This window comes from Iningainema tapete BLCC-T55 (assembly GCF_014698965.1).
Taxonomy (GTDB): domain Bacteria; phylum Cyanobacteriota; class Cyanobacteriia; order Cyanobacteriales; family Nostocaceae; genus Iningainema; species Iningainema tapete.
The window spans coordinates 71,221-89,008 of record NZ_JACXAE010000110.1 but is presented as its reverse complement, the minus strand read 5'-3'; the positions used below and the strand labels follow the sequence as shown (position 1 = coordinate 89,008).

General features: G+C 42.1%; 18 protein-coding genes and 1 pseudogene. 4 read left to right on the top strand and 15 right to left on the bottom strand.

Annotated elements, in window-relative coordinates:
* The gene (locus ICL16_RS36485; RefSeq protein WP_190836663.1) at window positions 1-1,677 is read left to right on the top strand and encodes an NAD(P)H-hydrate dehydratase; all 1,677 of its coding nucleotides are present in this window, start codon (window positions 1-3) and stop codon (window positions 1,675-1,677) included.
* Here ICL16_RS36485 and ICL16_RS47900 read toward each other — a convergent pair.
* The 9 genes and pseudogenes from ICL16_RS47900 to ICL16_RS36445 form a co-directional block, all read right to left on the bottom strand.
* A pseudogene (locus tag ICL16_RS47900) lies at window positions 1,654-1,725 on the bottom strand (hypothetical protein); the annotation flags it as partial. The gene ICL16_RS36485 and the pseudogene ICL16_RS47900 sit on opposite strands and share 24 nt — an antisense overlap.
* Before the next feature lie 406 nt (window positions 1,726-2,131).
* Complete coding sequence (locus ICL16_RS47040; protein ID WP_273039903.1) at window positions 2,132-2,254, bottom strand: hypothetical protein; 123 nt, start codon at window positions 2,252-2,254, stop codon at window positions 2,132-2,134.
* A gap of 24 nt (window positions 2,255-2,278) precedes the next feature.
* Window positions 2,279-2,698 (bottom strand): PIN domain-containing protein, encoded by a 420-nt coding sequence (locus ICL16_RS36475; protein WP_190836470.1) that lies wholly within the window; start codon window positions 2,696-2,698, stop codon window positions 2,279-2,281.
* Entirely contained in the window at window positions 2,695-2,979 is a 285-nt protein-coding gene (locus tag ICL16_RS36470) for a hypothetical protein (protein WP_190836469.1), read from the bottom strand. The genes ICL16_RS36475 and ICL16_RS36470 overlap by 4 nt, the downstream gene beginning before the upstream one ends.
* A 42-nt stretch (window positions 2,980-3,021) precedes the next feature.
* The gene (locus tag ICL16_RS36465; RefSeq protein ID WP_190836662.1) at window positions 3,022-4,632 is read right to left on the bottom strand and encodes a nuclease-related domain-containing DEAD/DEAH box helicase; all 1,611 of its coding nucleotides are present in this window, start codon (window positions 4,630-4,632) and stop codon (window positions 3,022-3,024) included.
* Between the two features lie 137 nt (window positions 4,633-4,769).
* The gene (locus ICL16_RS36460; RefSeq protein WP_190836468.1) at window positions 4,770-5,417 is read right to left on the bottom strand and encodes a 2OG-Fe(II) oxygenase; all 648 of its coding nucleotides are present in this window, start codon (window positions 5,415-5,417) and stop codon (window positions 4,770-4,772) included.
* 11 nt (window positions 5,418-5,428) lie between these two features.
* Window positions 5,429-6,472: a keratin gene (locus ICL16_RS36455; RefSeq protein WP_238361113.1), complete on the bottom strand. Its 1,044-nt coding sequence runs from the start codon at window positions 6,470-6,472 to the stop codon at window positions 5,429-5,431.
* Entirely contained in the window at window positions 6,472-8,172 is a 1,701-nt protein-coding gene (locus ICL16_RS36450) for a DEAD/DEAH box helicase (RefSeq protein ID WP_190836466.1), read from the bottom strand. The genes ICL16_RS36455 and ICL16_RS36450 overlap by 1 nt, the downstream gene beginning before the upstream one ends.
* Window positions 8,173-8,236: 64 nt before the next feature.
* On the bottom strand, window positions 8,237-8,803 hold the full coding sequence (locus ICL16_RS36445; protein WP_190836465.1) for a GNAT family N-acetyltransferase: 567 nt from the start codon (window positions 8,801-8,803) through the stop codon (window positions 8,237-8,239).
* A gap of 15 nt (window positions 8,804-8,818) precedes the next feature.
* Between ICL16_RS36445 and ICL16_RS36440 the strand changes: the two genes are divergently transcribed.
* Window positions 8,819-9,355 carry a nucleotidyltransferase domain-containing protein gene (locus ICL16_RS36440; protein WP_202895902.1) on the top strand — a complete coding sequence of 179 codons (537 nt, stop codon included), beginning with the start codon at window positions 8,819-8,821 and terminating at the stop codon, window positions 9,353-9,355.
* A 45-nt stretch (window positions 9,356-9,400) separates the two neighbouring features.
* Here the strand turns inward: ICL16_RS36440 and ICL16_RS36435 are convergent, their stop codons facing one another.
* From ICL16_RS36435 to ICL16_RS36420, 5 genes are all read right to left on the bottom strand, one after another.
* Window positions 9,401-9,673, bottom strand: a complete 273-nt coding sequence (locus ICL16_RS36435; RefSeq protein WP_190836464.1) for a UPF0175 family protein — start codon at window positions 9,671-9,673, stop codon at window positions 9,401-9,403.
* A 63-nt stretch (window positions 9,674-9,736) separates the two neighbouring features.
* Window positions 9,737-10,567 carry an alpha/beta hydrolase gene (locus ICL16_RS36430; protein WP_190836463.1) on the bottom strand — a complete coding sequence of 277 codons (831 nt, stop codon included), beginning with the start codon at window positions 10,565-10,567 and terminating at the stop codon, window positions 9,737-9,739.
* Window positions 10,568-10,623: 56 nt separating this feature from the next.
* A complete protein-coding gene (locus ICL16_RS36425) occupies window positions 10,624-10,959 on the bottom strand; it encodes a XisI protein (RefSeq protein WP_190836660.1) in 336 nt (111 codons plus the stop codon).
* Window positions 10,960-11,025: 66 nt separating this feature from the next.
* A complete protein-coding gene (locus tag ICL16_RS46405; protein ID WP_238361112.1) occupies window positions 11,026-11,154 on the bottom strand; it encodes a PIN domain-containing protein in 129 nt (42 codons plus the stop codon).
* Window positions 11,151-11,384, bottom strand: coding sequence for a hypothetical protein (locus tag ICL16_RS36420; protein ID WP_238361111.1), 234 nt, complete (start codon window positions 11,382-11,384; stop codon window positions 11,151-11,153). The genes ICL16_RS46405 and ICL16_RS36420 overlap by 4 nt, the downstream gene beginning before the upstream one ends.
* A gap of 213 nt (window positions 11,385-11,597) precedes the next feature.
* Here ICL16_RS36420 and ICL16_RS36415 point away from each other — a divergent pair, with 213 nt between their 5' ends.
* Window positions 11,598-12,155, top strand: a complete 558-nt coding sequence (locus ICL16_RS36415; protein ID WP_190836462.1) for a Uma2 family endonuclease — start codon at window positions 11,598-11,600, stop codon at window positions 12,153-12,155.
* Window positions 12,156-12,300: 145 nt separating this feature from the next.
* Here ICL16_RS36415 and metH read toward each other — a convergent pair whose 3' ends face one another.
* On the bottom strand, window positions 12,301-15,837 hold the full coding sequence (metH, locus tag ICL16_RS36410; RefSeq protein ID WP_190836461.1) for a methionine synthase: 3,537 nt from the start codon (window positions 15,835-15,837) through the stop codon (window positions 12,301-12,303).
* A 203-nt stretch (window positions 15,838-16,040) separates the two neighbouring features.
* Between metH and ICL16_RS36405 the strand changes: the two genes are divergently transcribed.
* Window positions 16,041-16,994: a ribonuclease Z gene (locus tag ICL16_RS36405; RefSeq protein WP_190836460.1), complete on the top strand. Its 954-nt coding sequence runs from the start codon at window positions 16,041-16,043 to the stop codon at window positions 16,992-16,994.
* The last annotated feature ends 794 nt before the right edge of the window (window positions 16,995-17,788 follow it).

Genomic DNA, 17,788 nt, shown 5'->3' with positions numbered 1-17,788 from the left:
ATGCATGATAGGCAAGAACAAATTTCCCAAGTAGTTGTTACCTCCGCGCAAATGCGTGAAATCGAAGGGCGGATTTTTGCCGCCGGAATGCCTGTAGCAGCTTTGATGGAAAAAGTGGCGATCGCGATCTCTCGTCGCGTTCAAGAATTAGGTTCGCATGGGAGTAGGGGAGTGGGGGAGATGATCCGAGAACAACTACCCCTCCGTCCAAGACTATGTGTAGGGATTCTTGTTGGTCCGGGTCATAATGGTGGTGATGCTTTGGTGGTTGCTCGTGAGTTACACTTTCGTGGGTATGAGGTTTGGATTTACTCACCTTTGTCTAAGCTAAAAGAATTAACACAGCAACACTTTCTGTATGCTCAGAGTTTAGGAATTCCTTGTTACCAAGAAATTGAGCAACTGCCTAATTGTGATTTTTTGATTGATGGTTTATTTGGATTTGGCTTGGAAAGAGCGCTTACAGATCTAATTGCATCTGCAATCAATCAGATAAATGAGTGGAAAAAACCTATCATCAGTATCGATTTGCCTTCGGGTTTGCATACGGATACAGGAGAAGTGTTAGGAACTGCTATTCGCGCTACGTACACTTTTTGTTTGGGTTTGTGGAAGCTGGGTTTGTTGCAAGACCAAGCTTTAGAATATGTAGGCAAGGCTGAGTTGATTGATTTTGATATTCCTTTGGCTGATATACAAGCTGTATTGGGATCGCCCAGTGTTAAGCGTATTACCCCCAAATCGGCTCTGTCTACTTTGCCTTTACCTCGTCCAACGGTAACTCACAAGTATAAAGAAGGACATTTACTGCTAATTTGTGGTTCGCGTCGCTATGCGGGAGGAGCAATTTTAACCGGATTGGGTGCGCGTGCCAGTGGTGTGGGAATGCTTTCTATTGCTGTACCAGAATCTCTGAAACCCCAAATGAGCGCACAGTTGCCAGAGGCTTTAATTATCGGATGTCCAGAAACTCCATCAGGGGCGATTGCTCAACTAGAATTGCCCGAAAAAACCGATTTGAGTTCATTTAATGCGATCGCTTGTGGTCCGGGTTTAACAAAAGATGCTCATCCTATTTTACAACAAGTATTAGATAGTACTAGCCCTCTTGTTCTTGATGCTGATGGTTTGAACATTCTGGCGCAAATGTCCACAATAACCACGTTACAAAAGAGACAAGCGGCAACAGTACTAACACCCCATGCAGGTGAATTCCAACGGTTGTTTCCTGATGTTCCCGACGCCAAGAAAGATCGGGTTGTGGCAGTACGGGAAGCAGCAGTACAAAGTGGCACAGTGGTATTATTAAAGGGGGCAAGGACAGCGATCGCCAATCCCCAAGGAGAAGTCTGGATCAATCCTGAAAGTACCCCAGCTCTAGCGCGTGGTGGAAGTGGGGATGTGTTAACTGGCTTACTCGGTGGCTTGTTAGCACAAGCTAACTCTAAGCATATTACCGTAGAAGAAATTGTCGCCACAGCTGCTTGGTGGCACGCACAAGCAGGAATTTTAGCTGCACAAGAGCGAACAGAATTGGGAGTGGATGCTTATACACTTACGCAATATTTAATACAGGTGTTGTTAAAATGGAGCATCAGGTCGGAGAATGATGAGATGATGACGGGCGCGAGAAGCACCTACATAAAGCAAATTTTTAAGATTGCGGACATTATTTAAATCAATTTCAATTAAAATGACAACAGGGGTTTGGTAGTGCCTACAAATGAGTGCAGGTGGTATGAAAGCAGCTTATAAAAATGCTCGCTTATAAGCAGTTCGGAGAAATTCTGTACGTTTATTTACAAATTGTCAAACAAAGAGTGACAAGAAAACTAAAGACCGTAAAAAAGTTCTGGGTAAAAGGAGTGAGCGAAGATTTTCCAGCTATGCACTCAAAATACATCTTATATTGAACGATTAAATCTAAATCTTCGCCAGAGGATTTCGTACTTACATAGAAAGATCCTTGGGTACTGTAAAAAGCAAGCTAACTTGAATCGCATACTTTGGATTAATTTATTCGACTACAATTATGTGCAATTTCATCGAAGTTTACGAATTGACTTAACTAGACAAAATAATAAGTTTCAGAAAAGATATAAAGAAATGACTCCGGCTTCGGAAAATAGGGTTAACAAATATTAAGCATTCCTCTGCTAACAAGTGCTTTGTCAATGGCATTTGTGAGTTTAACTTTAACTCGAACTGCGCCCATAGTACTAGTGGTAGGATGAGAACGATTGAGATTTACCATGATCTGTGTTTTCTAGAAAATTATCTAAGGGGAATTTGTTAATTCCTGAATTAATTGTTCAGGAGTCATAATTCGAGGATTAACAACTGAAAAATCTTGAGGATTGCGGGTAACAATGGCATCTAATTGATTCACTATCGCAGTACTGTACTGAATGGCATCTTCAAAATCCCTAAAGTTGGCAGCTAGTGCCATTGTTATTGCTACCTGATCTACTGTGGCTACTTGACAGAAAGTAACTAACTGTCTCAAATAATTAAGTGTCCACGCTCTACCTCTCACCCTACGGATAATATAATACAAATCACTAAAAGTTGAGGCTGAAACATAACCTTCTACCTGCTTTTGCTCAACCAGTACTAAAACTTGTTCGCTTGTTTCCAAATATGGATGACGCTCAAGGGCATCATCCACAATGATGTTTGTATCTAACAGGATTTTCACAAATTATGTTTCTCCTTCAAATACTCCCACTTAGCTTGATCGGCGTCAAAGTCTGGTGGAACAGGAGGAGCATTTTCAAATAAATCCCGAAATGCTTTCACCTTTGATTTCCTTTTTGGTGTCTCTGGTTGTGATTCAGTTTCTGGTACTATGGAACTCTCCTCTGCTGGAACTACCTGCAAGACAATCACCTCCACATCTCCAGGGGGCATTTTTACAGGTTCCGTAATTACTAAGTTACCTGATGTATCAATTTTACCATTTATTTTATAAGCTTGCATGATATTTCTCCTAATACTCTGTTTATAGAATAGCCTGTACTCTTAAAATGGAGCATCAGGTCGGAGAATGATGAGATGATGACGGGCGCGAGAAGCACCTACATAAAGCAAATTTTTGAGATTGCGGACATTATTTAAATCAATTTCAACTAAAATGACAACAGGACTTTCTAAGCCTTTAAAATAATGAATGGTATTGCATCTAATTTCATTATTACTAATGTCAGCATCTGCTTTAACTCGAAATTTACCTAACAGTTGATTTTGCAACGCTTGTTTACGTCTAGTTGTGAGAATAACAATATCTTTGGTAGCAATTTTCTCTTCCTCGACGAGGCGATAGAGAATACTACTAAGAGTATTTTTTAATTGATTATCATTTCTATAGTAGTGTATTTCAACATCTCGTCCTACTGGTCCTGCTGGTGTTGTAGAATGGGTTCCAGCATAAAACTCCAAAACATAGGCATGTATCTTTTGAGTGTTGCGACAGTTTGTGGTTAAGGAAAAGGGAGTTTCCTCTAAAGGAGGTTGCCATCCTTTCTTGCCAAAAATGTTTTGATTGTCGTCATAGAAGAAGTAGAATATCCCATTATCAGGATCGTTGAGTAAAAACTTTAGTGCTAACCACCAGTGTTCGCAAAAATCTTGTCCTTCATCTACAATTACTGCATCAACATGCCAGTTGAGTTTGTCAGATGCTTCTACTAACAAATTAGGATAAACTTCTTTAAACAGCTTATCTTCAGGAATTTCGTCGTTATTTGGTGCAAAACCTGCTTGGCGAAACAGTTTTTCACAGATACCGTGAAAGGTGTAAACGTGCAGATTTTGTTTTTGTCCAAGGCGCTGACGCAAAGTTAGTGCTAAAGCTTTATTATAACAAGTTAGTAAAACACTAAATCCCTGCTCGTTTAGGCGACGAGCTTTTTCTAGTGCTAACAAAGTTTTACCTGAACCTGCACAACCACTGATGGCAACACGGCGATGTCTTGCTAAAAAATCTAATATATTGATTTGTTGATCGACTAGGTTTATAAACTTCCGCTCGTCTTGAATGAAAGGCTGTACAATAGAAGAAACTGTTGATGGGCGGAGAATTTTGACGAGTTGTTCAACTCCTTTGGCATCAAGATCACTTTTAGTATGATTCTTCCCGCGCCAGTAATTTAGTACTGCTGTTACCCAAGCTGATAAATTATTTAAATGGCTGCAATCCATGATGATTTCAGCAGGAGCGTGAAGAGGAAGTTCGCCTTTCAATTCCACATCAGGAAAGGCAACTGCGTAACCTATCGGAATCCAAGTCTTTCTCCAGTAGGGTTTCTCTTTCAGCAAATCGATCAAACTATGCATACTTTCGCACGCTTGTTTGAAGGGATCTTTTACAATGTGGTGGTTGCTGTACCACTGATCTTCTTTGCCATCGTAGCTGATTTTGCCTCCTTTAACTTCTAGTACTAATATGCCTAATTTTGGACAAGCAATTACAAAGTCAGCTTCTCCATCTTTGGCTCCGTTGCGTGTGTCTTTCAGTTGCCAGGGAACTTGATGAAAGACTGTGAAATTATCTGGTAGATGCTCCTGAAATGCTTTGTATAAAAGCTTTTCTGCTTTGCTCTTTACGTCAGAGCGCAGGTTTTCAGGAAACATTTGCGCCACAATACACCTCTATTTTTTTTTAGTCTTAGTTTTATGTTTCCCATAAATTTAGAGAAGATAACAATTTTATTGAACCGCCAAGACGCCAAGAGCGCCAAGAGAAGAAATAGAGTACCAGAATTAGTCGGTTAGCGTCGGCTGTGTTTTTGCTTTGGTGTTTGCTGTTTATTTGTGCGATCTTGTTGTTGGGTGGCTCTTGATTCGATTTGAAATTCTGGGATTTCCCATAGTTGGGTTTCTTCGAGGTTGTATTGTTCGCAAACGAGTGAGAGGCGTATGCTGTTTGTGGTGACTGGGTTGACTGAATGGGTGAGGTTTCCTTGGAAGAGGAGTAGGGTGTTGGGTTGGGGAGGGATTTTGGCGATTGAGTGTTTGTGCTCGCGCAATACAAGTTCGCCTCCTTCTATGTCTGGGGGTACTGCTATGTAAAGTACGCTGACGATGTTGGGGGGTTCGATGGTTTTGCAGTATGATCTTAGGGAACGATCTATGTGGGGATCTACGCGAGAGCCTGATTTTAGTAATAGGGGGTTGAGGTAGAAGGCGTTGCACTCTGGTTGTAGTGCGACTTTGAGGTACTGTTTGAAGTAGGGGAAGCGTTGTTCTACTATTTCTATGTGCGATCGCCTGAATACGACGGAAAATCCTTTGGTTCCGACAAAGTCACGGTTGAGATTGTTTGTCGTAAAGTAAGGACATGCTAATATCTGTCCTTGCAACTCGTTGAGGTAGTTTTGCGGAAATACGTTTTGATGTTGGTGATAGTAGGTTAGCATGAGTTGTTAGTTTATGATTTGTGGTTCCAGGCAGTTGCAGCGATGATTTGAGCGTTGGTATCATCTAGGTAAAATTCGTATACTGGTACGCCAGTTCGTTCACAGCGCAATGGCTCTATGATTTTGGTGAAGGGGTTCCAAACAGCGGTGACGGTGCGTTTGGTTTTTTTACGAACTAGTTCACACTGTATGTGAACTGTGGGTAGGTGAATTACCATTACACTATATAATGAAGCTTCTACTTTTAATGCATACCGTTCTTGTAAGTCTGCCAATTTGCGTTCTAGTTCTTTGTTGGTGGCATCTAACCGAGCTAGTTCTCTTTCTTTGTCTTCTCCTTCTAAGTGGCGCGATTGAATTCGGTTGTTGATTTCGTAAGCGATGGTGTCGTAGTATGTTTTGAGTCGGTCTTCGTCTCTGGCTTTTGCCCTAGCTAACTTTGCCTGCCATTTCTCTAAATCGGATTGCACTAGTTGAGCACAGGTTTGCTCTATTAAACGGGAAATTTCTTCTACTGATTTTTGTGAAATTGCTTCTGGATGCTCTACCATAATACGGTCAGCTTCCCAAAATAGTGCATCCCCAATATCGATGGGAGTAACTTGAGTCAGTTCGTTGATGATGAAGGAAACCATGCCGACTCTTTTTTCATCGGCTTCAGCAGTATATGCTACATGACACCACAAATAACGAGTTGTCGCTGGTTTTGCCTCGATGAAATGAATTAAGCCGTTTTGAGGTTTAATGGTTTGCAGGAGTTGTTTGTCGAATCCGGTGGTTTTCAGGTAGCCGTCGTAGTTGATAGCGATCGCACATACTGAACCCCGATTTCCCAATAAGTTTTCAAATCTATTCAACAATTCCGAGTGATATGTGACAAAAACACTATTAGGTACATCGGCTTTTGTTGTTAGTGTCATTTCTTCGGGTAGGTGCAACTGTTTGGCAATGTTGGCAGTCAGCAGCACTGTCATTTGGTTGTCACCCTCTGCTTCGGCGACTCCATCATATAAGGATACTAATTTTGACAGGGTGGAAAGAATTGGATCGGACATCAAGCTTCAAATTCCTCGCCAAAAATCTGTTCATCCAGTTCTTGAGTTTGCTTATACTGGTCTTTTGCTTTTAATAAATTATCAGCTAACGAGTCAAAAGCTGTATCTAATTCTGGTTTTGCTTGATGCTTCAGCCAAATATCCATAACGATTTCACTAAAGTCAAATTCATCGTCCACATTACCCAAAATCGTTTCTATCTCTCCTACGACTAACTCGAACATATTTATTTTGTCGTGAAGTATACGCAAGATGTACTCTTCTATGCTATCTTTGAGACAAAAATTAAAGATAAATACATCCTGGGTTTGTCCGATCCGGTGGATTCTCCCAATGCGCTGCTCAATTTTCATCGGGTTCCAGGGCAAGTCATAGTTAATAATGACGTTGGCAAACTGGATGTTACGCCCTTCTCCCCCTGTTTCGGATGCTAGGAGTACAGAAACATTGTCTCGAAATGCGGCGATCGCTGCATCTTTATCTTTCAGAGACATGCCGCCCTGAAATTCCGCAAAAGGGATATCTGCCGCCTGCAAAGTCTCAGCCAAATATGCACCTGTGGCTTTGTGAGTGGTAAAGACTAGAGTTTTCTGGCGCGATTTGGAAAGCATCTCTACCAATGCTTTGGCTTTCTCCACCTGCTTAACTTGAGCCGCCCTTCTTGCCAATGACTTCAATTCTTCATGGGGTAGGCGTTTGGTTAGTTGTTTGAGAGAGTCAGCCAAAGCACCAGGAGAAGAACCCGCCCGCATGAGCAGATTGGTGCGGGAGAGTTTATCAAGATCCTCACAGGAACGCAGGTACTCGCTCAAATCCTGGTAAAGTTTCTGTTCACCTGTAGAAGGGGTAACGGCGATCGTTGTAGCGAAACGTTTAGGTAGTTTAACATCCACCAAGGCGCGGGTATTGCGCACCATAACTTCCCGCATTAGGGAGCGCAGTTTTTCTGGATTTTTGGGTACTCGTCCATTGCGTGAATCTACGTATTCTTTTTTGAAAGCTGCTTCTGTTTGTAGCAATCCTGGTTTGAGGAGGGTGAGGAGATTAAACAGTTCGACGAGGGAATTCTGCACTGGGGTAGCAGTGAGCATGAGGATAAATCGCTTGTTGAGGGCGTTGACGAGTTTCCAGTTAAGGGTAGTGCGATTTTTCAGGTGGTGCGCTTCATCCACGACGACTAAATCCCATGTACGGCTGGTGACGTGGGGGAAGTGTTTGGCAGACTTTGCTGTGTTGAGTGAGGCGATGATGCGGGGGTTTGTCCAGAATTCTTCTATGGGTTGTTGCGGATCGCGCTCGTCTGTGGTAATTGTAGAGATGTTAAATTTATCACTTAATTCTTGTTGCCACTGGGAAACTAAGGATGCGGGAGTCAGTACTAAGAGCGATCGCACCATTCCTCTTGCCAGGTACTCTGCTATGATTAGCCCTGCTTCAATGGTTTTGCCCAATCCAACTTCATCTGCTAGCAATGCACGCCCACCAAGTTGTCTGAGTACTTTCCTCGCGGTTTCAATTTGATACCAGTATTTGTCAATAGCGGTGAGGGTTGGTAGGCAAACAAGCTGATCGTAGTCTGCCATTACTGATAAGTTAAATAAGTCTAGACGCGCTTGGTAGAAGTTGATCGGATCGTACTCACCAGTGCGGAGCGCTTCTAAGGCAGAGGAAGAGTTGAATTTGAAAGTATAGGTATCCATAGTTCACTCTATTTTAGTGCAAGATCCCCGACTTCGTAAAAGTTGTCGGGGATCTGGTTTCCAACTAGAGTTCTGTGTCATCTAATTGATGAGGATCAGACACAAGCGTTTTGCCCATAGCTTTCTCTATGTCCAAAGCATAATACACAACCTCTATGCCGTGATAGTCTGTACTCATCTTTTCAAAGTGCATTCCTAGCTTTTCCATCACTCGAATTGAGCGCTGATTGGGAGGCTGTGCAATTGAGACAATCCTGGGTAAGTTTAAGTGTTCAAAACCATACGACATAACAGCAAAAGCCGCCTCAGTTGCCAAACCGTTTCCCCAATATTCAGGAGATAGCCACCAACCAATTTCCACCTCATGGGGGTTAAGTGGTGATAAACCACAAAAGCCAATAAAATTTTGTGTCTCTTTATAAATTAATGCCCACATGCAAAACCCATACTGCTTGTACAGGGTAATGTTTTTATCGATGAATCCCTGAATCCTCTCATCAGACCAAATTTCTCCGGTTCCAATGTATTTCATCACTTTTGGGTTTGTGGCAATTGGTTTGAAGTAGTGAAAATCTTCTTTGAACCACTCTCGAAGGAAAATCCGCTCAGTTTCGATGACTATGCTATTCATAGATTTAGTTTACTCTTGAACATAGCACGCTTGTCAGACATGAATGAGAAATTGCAGGTGATTTTAAGGCAATTGCGCACGCGCTTTGAGGAAATTTATGGCGATCGCCTTGTCAAGATGGTACTATTTGGTTCTCAAGCGCGGGGTGATGCTCAAAGCGTTAAAATTCAGTTACCCCTAGACGTAGATTTCGATGACTACCCCCGGCGGATGTATGAAATTATGGAAGTTTTAGAAAAAGCGGAAAACCGTTCGCAACTCGATATTTTGAGCGAACTTATCACAAATACTCCCAATACTACTATTCAGGGAATAGTCATGCAAATTCAAACGCCCAATACTAACGGTAAGTTAAGTGGCAAAGTTACAATGATAGGCGTATTAGTTGATAAACTACGTAAAATTAAAACTGAGCTATCTGACCATAATTATGTTCTTGCTATCAAGGCTTATCAAGAGCGTTTACCAATTCTTTGTACAGGTGATTTAATTAAAGAAAATGATACTTTGGTTCTGAAAAATCCTCATAATTTTACTCTAGGGAATTTGTAGAACTAAATAAAGTAATGACACCGCAACCCAAAATGAAATAATGCTTCAACTCTGGCTTACTCTGAATTCCTTGAGGGTTTGGAGATCTTGTTCCAGTTCAACTTCGTCGTAGTTGAGATAAACTCCCATCCGCTTTAGGAATGCATGGGTTTCCATTCGCGTTGGCAACTGAAGTATCCGTCGCACCTCAGCAGTACTAATCTCACCACAACGGTAAGCATCAGCAACAACTATTTCCAGCAGCCTACGAGAAAGGCTCCCCCATGCTTGATCTAGTCGTTGAGCAATTTCATCAGGTATTTCAATTGTGATTTGCATGAAGTATTGGCAGTGAAGTCACGATCTAGCTCTATGGTAAGCGATATCGCAGTCGTATATCGTTTATATCCTCTGTTTCTCTGCCACTAAAGAGGCAAACTCTCGCAAAATCTTTCCATAACTTTCCCCCGCTACCCAGGTAAAATCATTATGAGTTGCCTCATCTACCCATAAAGAAAGTTTTGGTGAAGGTGCAGCAGCAAACAATTGTTCTCCGTGAGCAAAAGGAATAGTGTCATCTGCTTTTCCATGCATAACCAATACCGGACAATTAACCCTTTTAATTTTTTCAAGGTTAGTGAACTTATCAAAAGGTAAAATTGGCAAAGGCACTACTACCCGAAAAGCTGAAATAAAAGAGCTTTCTACAATTAAACCTGCAACAGGTTTTCTGTAAGCCAAATCCACTGCTGAACCACCCCCAACAGAACGTCCAAAAACAATAATCCGCTCTGGTGGTATCTTTAAGTGTTGAGTCAAATAATTGTAAGCTGTATCAATATCTTCATAAGCATGTTTTTCTGTAGGCGTTCCCTCACTCGTGCCATAGCCCCGATAGTCATAGGCAAAGACGCTGAAACCGAGATTTTGTAATTTTTCTAGTATTGGTCGGATATCTCCCAAATCTTCTGCATTACCATGAGCATAGAGAATAGTGTATTTAGCGGTAGGATTAACTAAGTAGACTGCTGAAAGCTTTGTCTGATTCGCACTTGTCAACTTAAGAATTTCCTTCGTATCCTTGTAGCTAGACGGTTGAGGCAGAAAAATCATGCTATCTGCCCGAAAAAAAACATAAATAGCAAAAAATAAATAGATGAGGATGAGCGATCGCACAAATCTTTTCCACGAGAATTCGCCTACTAGCAGTTTTTTGAGCAGTTGTTTATCCATATCTAATCAGTAGTATGATCGCTTCCCAGCAATTCCAGATACAGGTAATTCTCCCCTCAAGCTACTCCATACCCCGTATATGGACGTTTATAGGGCGGCTGTAACCCCAGCACAATGTCCTCTTTCGGCACTCCCATGTCAACGAGTTCTTGAGCAACATCCACATCAGTCATATTTTGCTGAATCCAGATTTTGCCATCCTTAATATCAAAATGCATCACGCTGTGATATACGCGACGTAGCCCATTCCAACCAACATACATCAACTGATAGCGATCGCGTGTTGTATCAAAAATCAATTCATTCTCAACCTCTCCACGCTTGGGCTTGTAGCTGCCGTGTTTAGTTAGAATAGTTTGGACACATTGGCGATAATGTTCTAGTTTTGCCATATCTTTAGCTGACATTAGTGAACACCATACTTTGAGCGATCGCATCTCTCTTGTGTAAACTAAGAATTAGTTAACTCTTGAACTAGCAAAGTGGGAGTAATAATTCGAGGCGTCACCACTGGGAAATCTTGTGGATTGCGGGTAACGTTCAAGAGCAACATCTACAATTACATTGGTGTCTAGCAAGACTTTCACAGGTTATGTTTCTCCTTTAAGTATTCCCATTTTGCTTGGTCTGTGTCAAAATCGGCAGAGGCAGGCTGGGTTTTTTCAAACCAGTTTTGTAAAGCTTTGATTTTAGTTGGTCTTTTAGGTGTTTGTGCTTGTGACTCTGTTTCTGTAACCGTGGTGGTAACTGTCCTATCTACCTGTAAAACAATCACTTCTACATCTCCAGGTGGCATCTTAACTGATTCAGTAATCACGCTTGTTACCTGCTGTATTAACGTTACCTTTAAGTTTGTAAGCTTGCATACTCTTTATCCTACGACTCTGTTTCTATAGATGCTTAGATTGAGGCGATGTCTTTCTTTTAAATTTTATGCCAATCTCTGTGCTATAGTAAGATGATATAATAAATAGACATTTATGGCAAATCCGAACCATAAGTATAATAAATTAAAAAGGTGGTTACGGAAATGACAATTACTACTCCAAGAACTACTCTGGAGGAGTTCTTAAAACTTCCATACATAGATGAATCACCAGCCTGGGAATACATCAACACAGAGGCGGTTCAGAAACCAATGGGAGGCGGGAAGCATAGCCTTTTACAAAAGCGTTTAGTAGCTGCAATCGATGCAGTAGGTAGCAACTACGAAGCCTTTCCGGAATTGCGCTGTACCTTTGGCAATCGTTCAGTAGTTCCTGATGTCACGATTATAGCTACCAATCAAATACCAGTAGATGAGAGTGGAGATATTACTAACACTGGTATTGAATTTGCACCGCCTTGGGTGATAGAAATCCTTTCGCCCAATCAAAGTCAAACCAAGGTAACAGGCAATATTTTGCACTGCATGAAATATGGCAGTCAGCTAGGATGGTTAATTGATCCCAGCGAACGCTCTGTACTAGTATATCAGCGCGATCGCCTACCGGATTTGTTAGCTGGAGCAGATGTTTTGCCTGTGTTGTTAGAAATAAAGCTGACTCTGTGCGTTGATGAATTATTTACTTGGTTGAAGCTCGTTTAATACCAATTCTCCTTGTCGTTGCCAGACATCTTTACCCCCCAACCCCCCTTATAAAGGGGGGCAAGAGGGGATTGTGTGTAGCCAACTATCATGAGAAACGGTATAATTCCCCTCTCCGTAAATGAAGAGGGGACAACACAAGAGGTTACGCGCTAAAGTACTTAGCTACTGGGTGATAAGCAATAATCGCCGTCGTAGACTGTTCAGGATAAAGCTGCTCACTTTCATCCATATACAAGTTGATGCGATCGCTCCCCAACAACTCAAGCTGCTTGTACTGATCCCGGATATTCGGACAAGCCGGATAGCCAAAACTATACCGCGAACCCTGATAGCGCTGAGCCAAAACATCCCGAATATTATCCGGTTCCTGGGCACCAAACCCCAACTCCCGACGAATCCGAGCATGAGTCCACTCAGCCAGAGCCTCCGCCACCTGCACAGCTAAACCGTGGAAATACAGATAATCCGTATACAGATTATCACCAAACAACTTCTGCGCAAACTCCGTCGCCACATCCCCCACAGTCACCGCATGCATCGGGAACACATCAATCACCCCCGACTCCTTCGGCGCAAAGAAATCAGCAATACACAATCTCCTCAACGATCTTTGCCTCGGAAACTCAAACCTCGCTATTTCCTTTGTGTTCTTCGCTTCTTCGCGGTTCCAATCATAAACCAACAACGAATTTCCCTCAGCCTGACAAGGAAAATACCCATAAATCACCCTCGGTTGCAACAAACCCTCCGCAACAATCCGCAGCTTCCACTCCGACAAAATCGGATACACCTTCTGCGCCAAGAAATCCTGATACTCCTCCTTAGACTGCTCCTTAGGCTTACGAAACTGCCACTGCCCAGCAATCAAAGCCTGCAAATCTAAATACCAGAAAACCTCCTCCCAAGGAATATCACTCAATTCCAACAACTTCGTCCCCCAGAAAGGCGGAGTTGGGCGTTCAATATCCACAAACACAGCTTCAGAGCGCCTCGTATCCACTTCTACGGGTTGAGCTTCCCCGGATTCCACAGGCACACTAGAAGCCTTCTCTACAACAGCTTTATGTCCATTCTCCTCCACTTCATCCAAAAAGCCCTGCAAATCATCCCACTTCGCAGCAGATTTCGCAGGCATCAACTTATCCATGAAGTGCAAATCAGAAAAAGCATCCTTGCCATAAACCACCTTACCTTTGTAAGTATTCTGGCAATCCTCATAAACAAACTTCGGAGTCAGCGCCGCACCCCCCAAAATTACAGGAACAGTAATTCCCTTCTCGTTAAATACCTCCAAATTCTCCTTCATAAAAGCAGTTGACTTCACAAGCAAACCGCTCATGGCGATACAATCAGCGTTGTGCTTTTCGTAAGCATCAATGATATTTTCCACTGGTTGCTTAATACCCAGGTTAATCACCTTATAACCGTTATTAGACAAGATGATATCCACCAGGTTTTTACCAATGTCATGAACATCGCCTTTAACTGTGGCGATAATAAAAGTTCCTTTGCCATTGTTACCTGTTTCCGTCTTTTCCATGAAAGGTTCCAAATAAGCCACCGCTGCTTTCATGGTTTCCGCTGACTGTAACACGAAAGGTAGCTGCATTTGCCCGGAACCGAACAATTCACCTACCACTTTCATACCATCAAGCAGGAAGGTGTTGATAATTTGCAGAGGAGGATATGTTTCTAGCGCCTTTGCCAGTTGTTCCTCTAAACCAATGCGTTCGCCATCAATGATATGCCGTTTGAGGCGTTCTTCGATGGGTAGATTTTCGTCAACGCCTTTGTCGCGTTTCGTCGTCACCCCTTCAAACAACGTGGTAAGTTCTGCTAAGGGGTCATAAACACAAACATTACCCTCGAACTTACGTTCATCATAAATCAACTGGTGACAGATTTCTTGATGTTTCGGCTCAATTTTGGACAGTGGGAGAATTTTGTTGGCGCTGACAATTGCTGCATCCATGCCAGCTGCTTGCGCCTCATGCAAAAACATCGAGTTCAGCACGAAGCGCGCCGCTGGGTTTAAACCAAAGGAAATATTGGAAACACCCAAAACAACGTGACATCGTGGCAATTCTTGACGAATGCGACGAATAGCTTCAATTGTCGCTTTACCGTTTTCTCTATCTTCCTCAATCCCAGTAGAAATCGGTAGAGCTAGAGTATCAAAAAATATCTCGTATGGGGGTATGCCGTATTCCACTGCTTGACGGTAAGCACGTTGGGCAATAGCAAACTTCTTCTCGGCAGTTCGCGCCATGCCCTCTTCATCAATTGTACCAATAACTACACCTGCCCCGTACTGTTTTGCCAATTCCAACACTTTTAAGAAACGTGGTTCCCCGTCTTCGTAGTTAGTGGAGTTGAGCAAACACTTACCGCCAGCAACTTTCAAACCCGCCTCCATCTTTTCCCATTCGGTGGAGTCGAGCATCAGGGGCAATGTAACATTGTTTACTATACGTGAAACTAGTTCGTGCATATCCCGCACGCCATCTCGTCCCACGTAGTCAACGTTAACATCAAGGATGTGGGCACCTTCTTTTACTTGCGCCCGCGCCATTGATACCAAACCATCCCAGTCTTCGGCATTGAGCAATTCGCGGCATTTCTTAGAACCACTGGCGTTAAGACGTTCACCGATAATTAGGAAAGAGTTATCTTGGTCGTATGGTTGAATACTATAAATTGAAGCTGCTGCTGGTTCCTGTTCAGGGTGTCTAACTTTTGGCTTCAATTCTTGGGCAATTTCTGCTAATTGTTGAATGTGTTCTGGACGTGTCCCACAGCAACCCCCAATCACTTGGACACCCAAATCTTCAACAAAATGCATCAATGCCATCCGTAATTCCACTGCTGTTAGGCGGTAGTGTGCTTGACCACCTACGTTTTCAGGTAAACCCGCGTTAGGTATACAGGAAACCACGAAGGGCGAATGTTCTGATAGATACTTGATATGTGGTTTCATGAGGTCTGGTCCTGTAGCACAGTTCAGACCGAGAACGTCGATTGGGTAAGGTTCTAAAATTGTCAGTACAGCGCTAATTTCTGTACCTACCAACATTGTACCCATACTTTCCATTGTCACGGATACCATCAGCGGACGGCGATCGCCTTTCTTAGCAAAAACTTCCTCAATCCCATTCAGCGCGGCTTTAATTTGCAGCACATCTTGGCAAGTCTCGACAATGAATAAATCCACACCACCATCGTACAGCGCTTCAGCTTGTTCTGCGAAGGATGCTTTCATGGTATCAAAGTCAATATGTCCCAGGGTAGGTAATTTAGTAGTAGGTCCGATGGAACCAGCCACAAACCGGGGTTTTTCTGGAGTAGAAAATTCAGCAGCCACACCCTTTGCCAGTTCAGCAGCTGTTTTACTCAGGTAGTACGCCTGATCTGCTAAATCGTATTCTGCCAGTACAATTGACGTACCGCCAAAAGTATCCGTTTCAATTACATCCGCACCAGCGGCGAGAAAGTCGCGGTGAACCTTCGCCACCGCTTCTGGCTTGGTGTGGACAAGATATTCGTTACAACCTTCGTATTGTGCACCACCAAAATCAACGGCGGTGAGGTTTTGCAGTTGCAAGTTAGTTCCCATTGCACCGTCAAAGACGATAACCGGGCGATTTGGACTTTGCAGGTGTTCGAGAAAGTTGGGAGTCATATTTTCCCCTAAAAATTTAGGTTAGTCTTGTGATTTGAGACTTATTAACTATTTTCTAAAATTTTTGAGATATATTAAGTACCAAAATACATCAGAAATGTATGAAGATTTTGTGAATCAAGATGAGGGTAGACTTACGTCAAACGTGTCAGTATAGGAGTAGAGATGGCAAATTAAGCATTCATGAAGGCAGGCATAACGCTGTGCAGATCACATTTTTAGGGACGAGTTCCGGTGTACCAACGCGATCGCGAAATGTTTCTAGTGTAGCCCTGAGATTACCACAACGGGCAGAGATGTGGTTGTTCGACTGTGGTGAAGGTACGCAGCATCAGATTATAAGGAGTGACCTAAAAATTAGCCAACTCTGCCGAATTTTTATTACCCACATGCACGGCGACCACATTTTTGGTTTAATGGGTCTTCTAGCTAGTTGCGGCTTAGCTGGTAACGTGCAACGTGTCGATATATATGGTCCTCCCGGATTAAACGATTACCTACAAGCAGCTTCCCGTTACTCCCACACACATTTTTCCTACCCGGTAAAAGTTCACGCTGTTCGCCCTGGGATAATTTACGAAGACGATGAATACACTGTTACCTGTGGTCTTTTGCATCATCGCATTACCGCCTTTGGCTATCGAATAGCAGAAAAAGACCGAGCAGGGCGCTTTAATATAGAAAAAGCCCAAGAATTGCAAATTCCTCCAGGTAGAGTTTACGGACAACTAAAACGCGGAGAAACAGTAACGCTGTTGGATGGGCGAGTAATTAACGGCGCTGACCTATGTGGACCGACAGAAATTGGACGTAAAATTGCTTATTGTACAGATACAGTTTATTGTGATGGCGCTGTGGAGTTAGCACAAGATGCCGATTTGTTAATTCACGAAGCCACCTTTGCTCATCAAGATGCAGATATGGCTTTTCAGCGGTTGCATTCCACAACCACTATGGCTGCTCAAACAGCTTTAGCCGCTGGAGCGCACCATTTGATTATGACTCATTTCAGTCCCCGTTATGCTCCAGGAAACGAGTTGGACTTGAAGGATTTACTTCAAGAAGCCCGTGCTATTTTTCCCCACACTGACATGGCTTATGATTTTATGACATACGAAGTACCCAGACGGCGCGAGAAGCAGTTAACAGAGGTTTAGTCGTAGAGACGTTCCGGCTGCCCCAAGAAGCCCGACTTCTTGAAGAAGTCGGGCTTCTGAAAATTTACTAAATCTTTAATTTGTTTAATCAAATTTATCCATTATTTCAAGCAATTTAAATTTTATTTTCGTAAATAAATATACTAACTTTTTATTTAAATTTACTTAATTTTCAGCTTTTAACTAGATAACAAGCTTGAATATTATACAACTTTAGTAAAACAATCAAACTTTTTACATACATAAAGATAATTTTTTCTTGTTATTTTTTATTCAATTTTAGTGAGCAATCGGCTGTTTACAGCTAACATTTTTTATCATATAGTTTTACAATAAATCTGTATTTATTAGGCTTTTAACCATAACACTTACTTTAAATTAAAGGTAACACAAGTATAGTTACGAGTATTTTTAATTACTAATAAACACTTACTTTAATTGAATACTCAATAATTATCTTAATCTCTTTTGAGCAAATATTATTACAACTCTAATTAATAGAAAGTCTTGGAGTTAAAGCAGACAATAATATACCAGGATAAAAAAATATTAACTAGGAACTATATGTAAAGATTAAGGAATAGGGTTGACATTTCATTATTGTCAATTTAGTTTTAAATGAAGCTAAATTTTAGTATTCGTAGGTTCAAAGTAAAAAATGGTTGAGTAGTTTTACTTGCTAGACGATTTATTTTCCTATCAGTTATCAATGAACAGTGCAGGGTTATTTGTGTAGTAATAAATGTTAAATACCTCACTTGGAGCTACGGTAAATAACTGATAGATAACAGTAG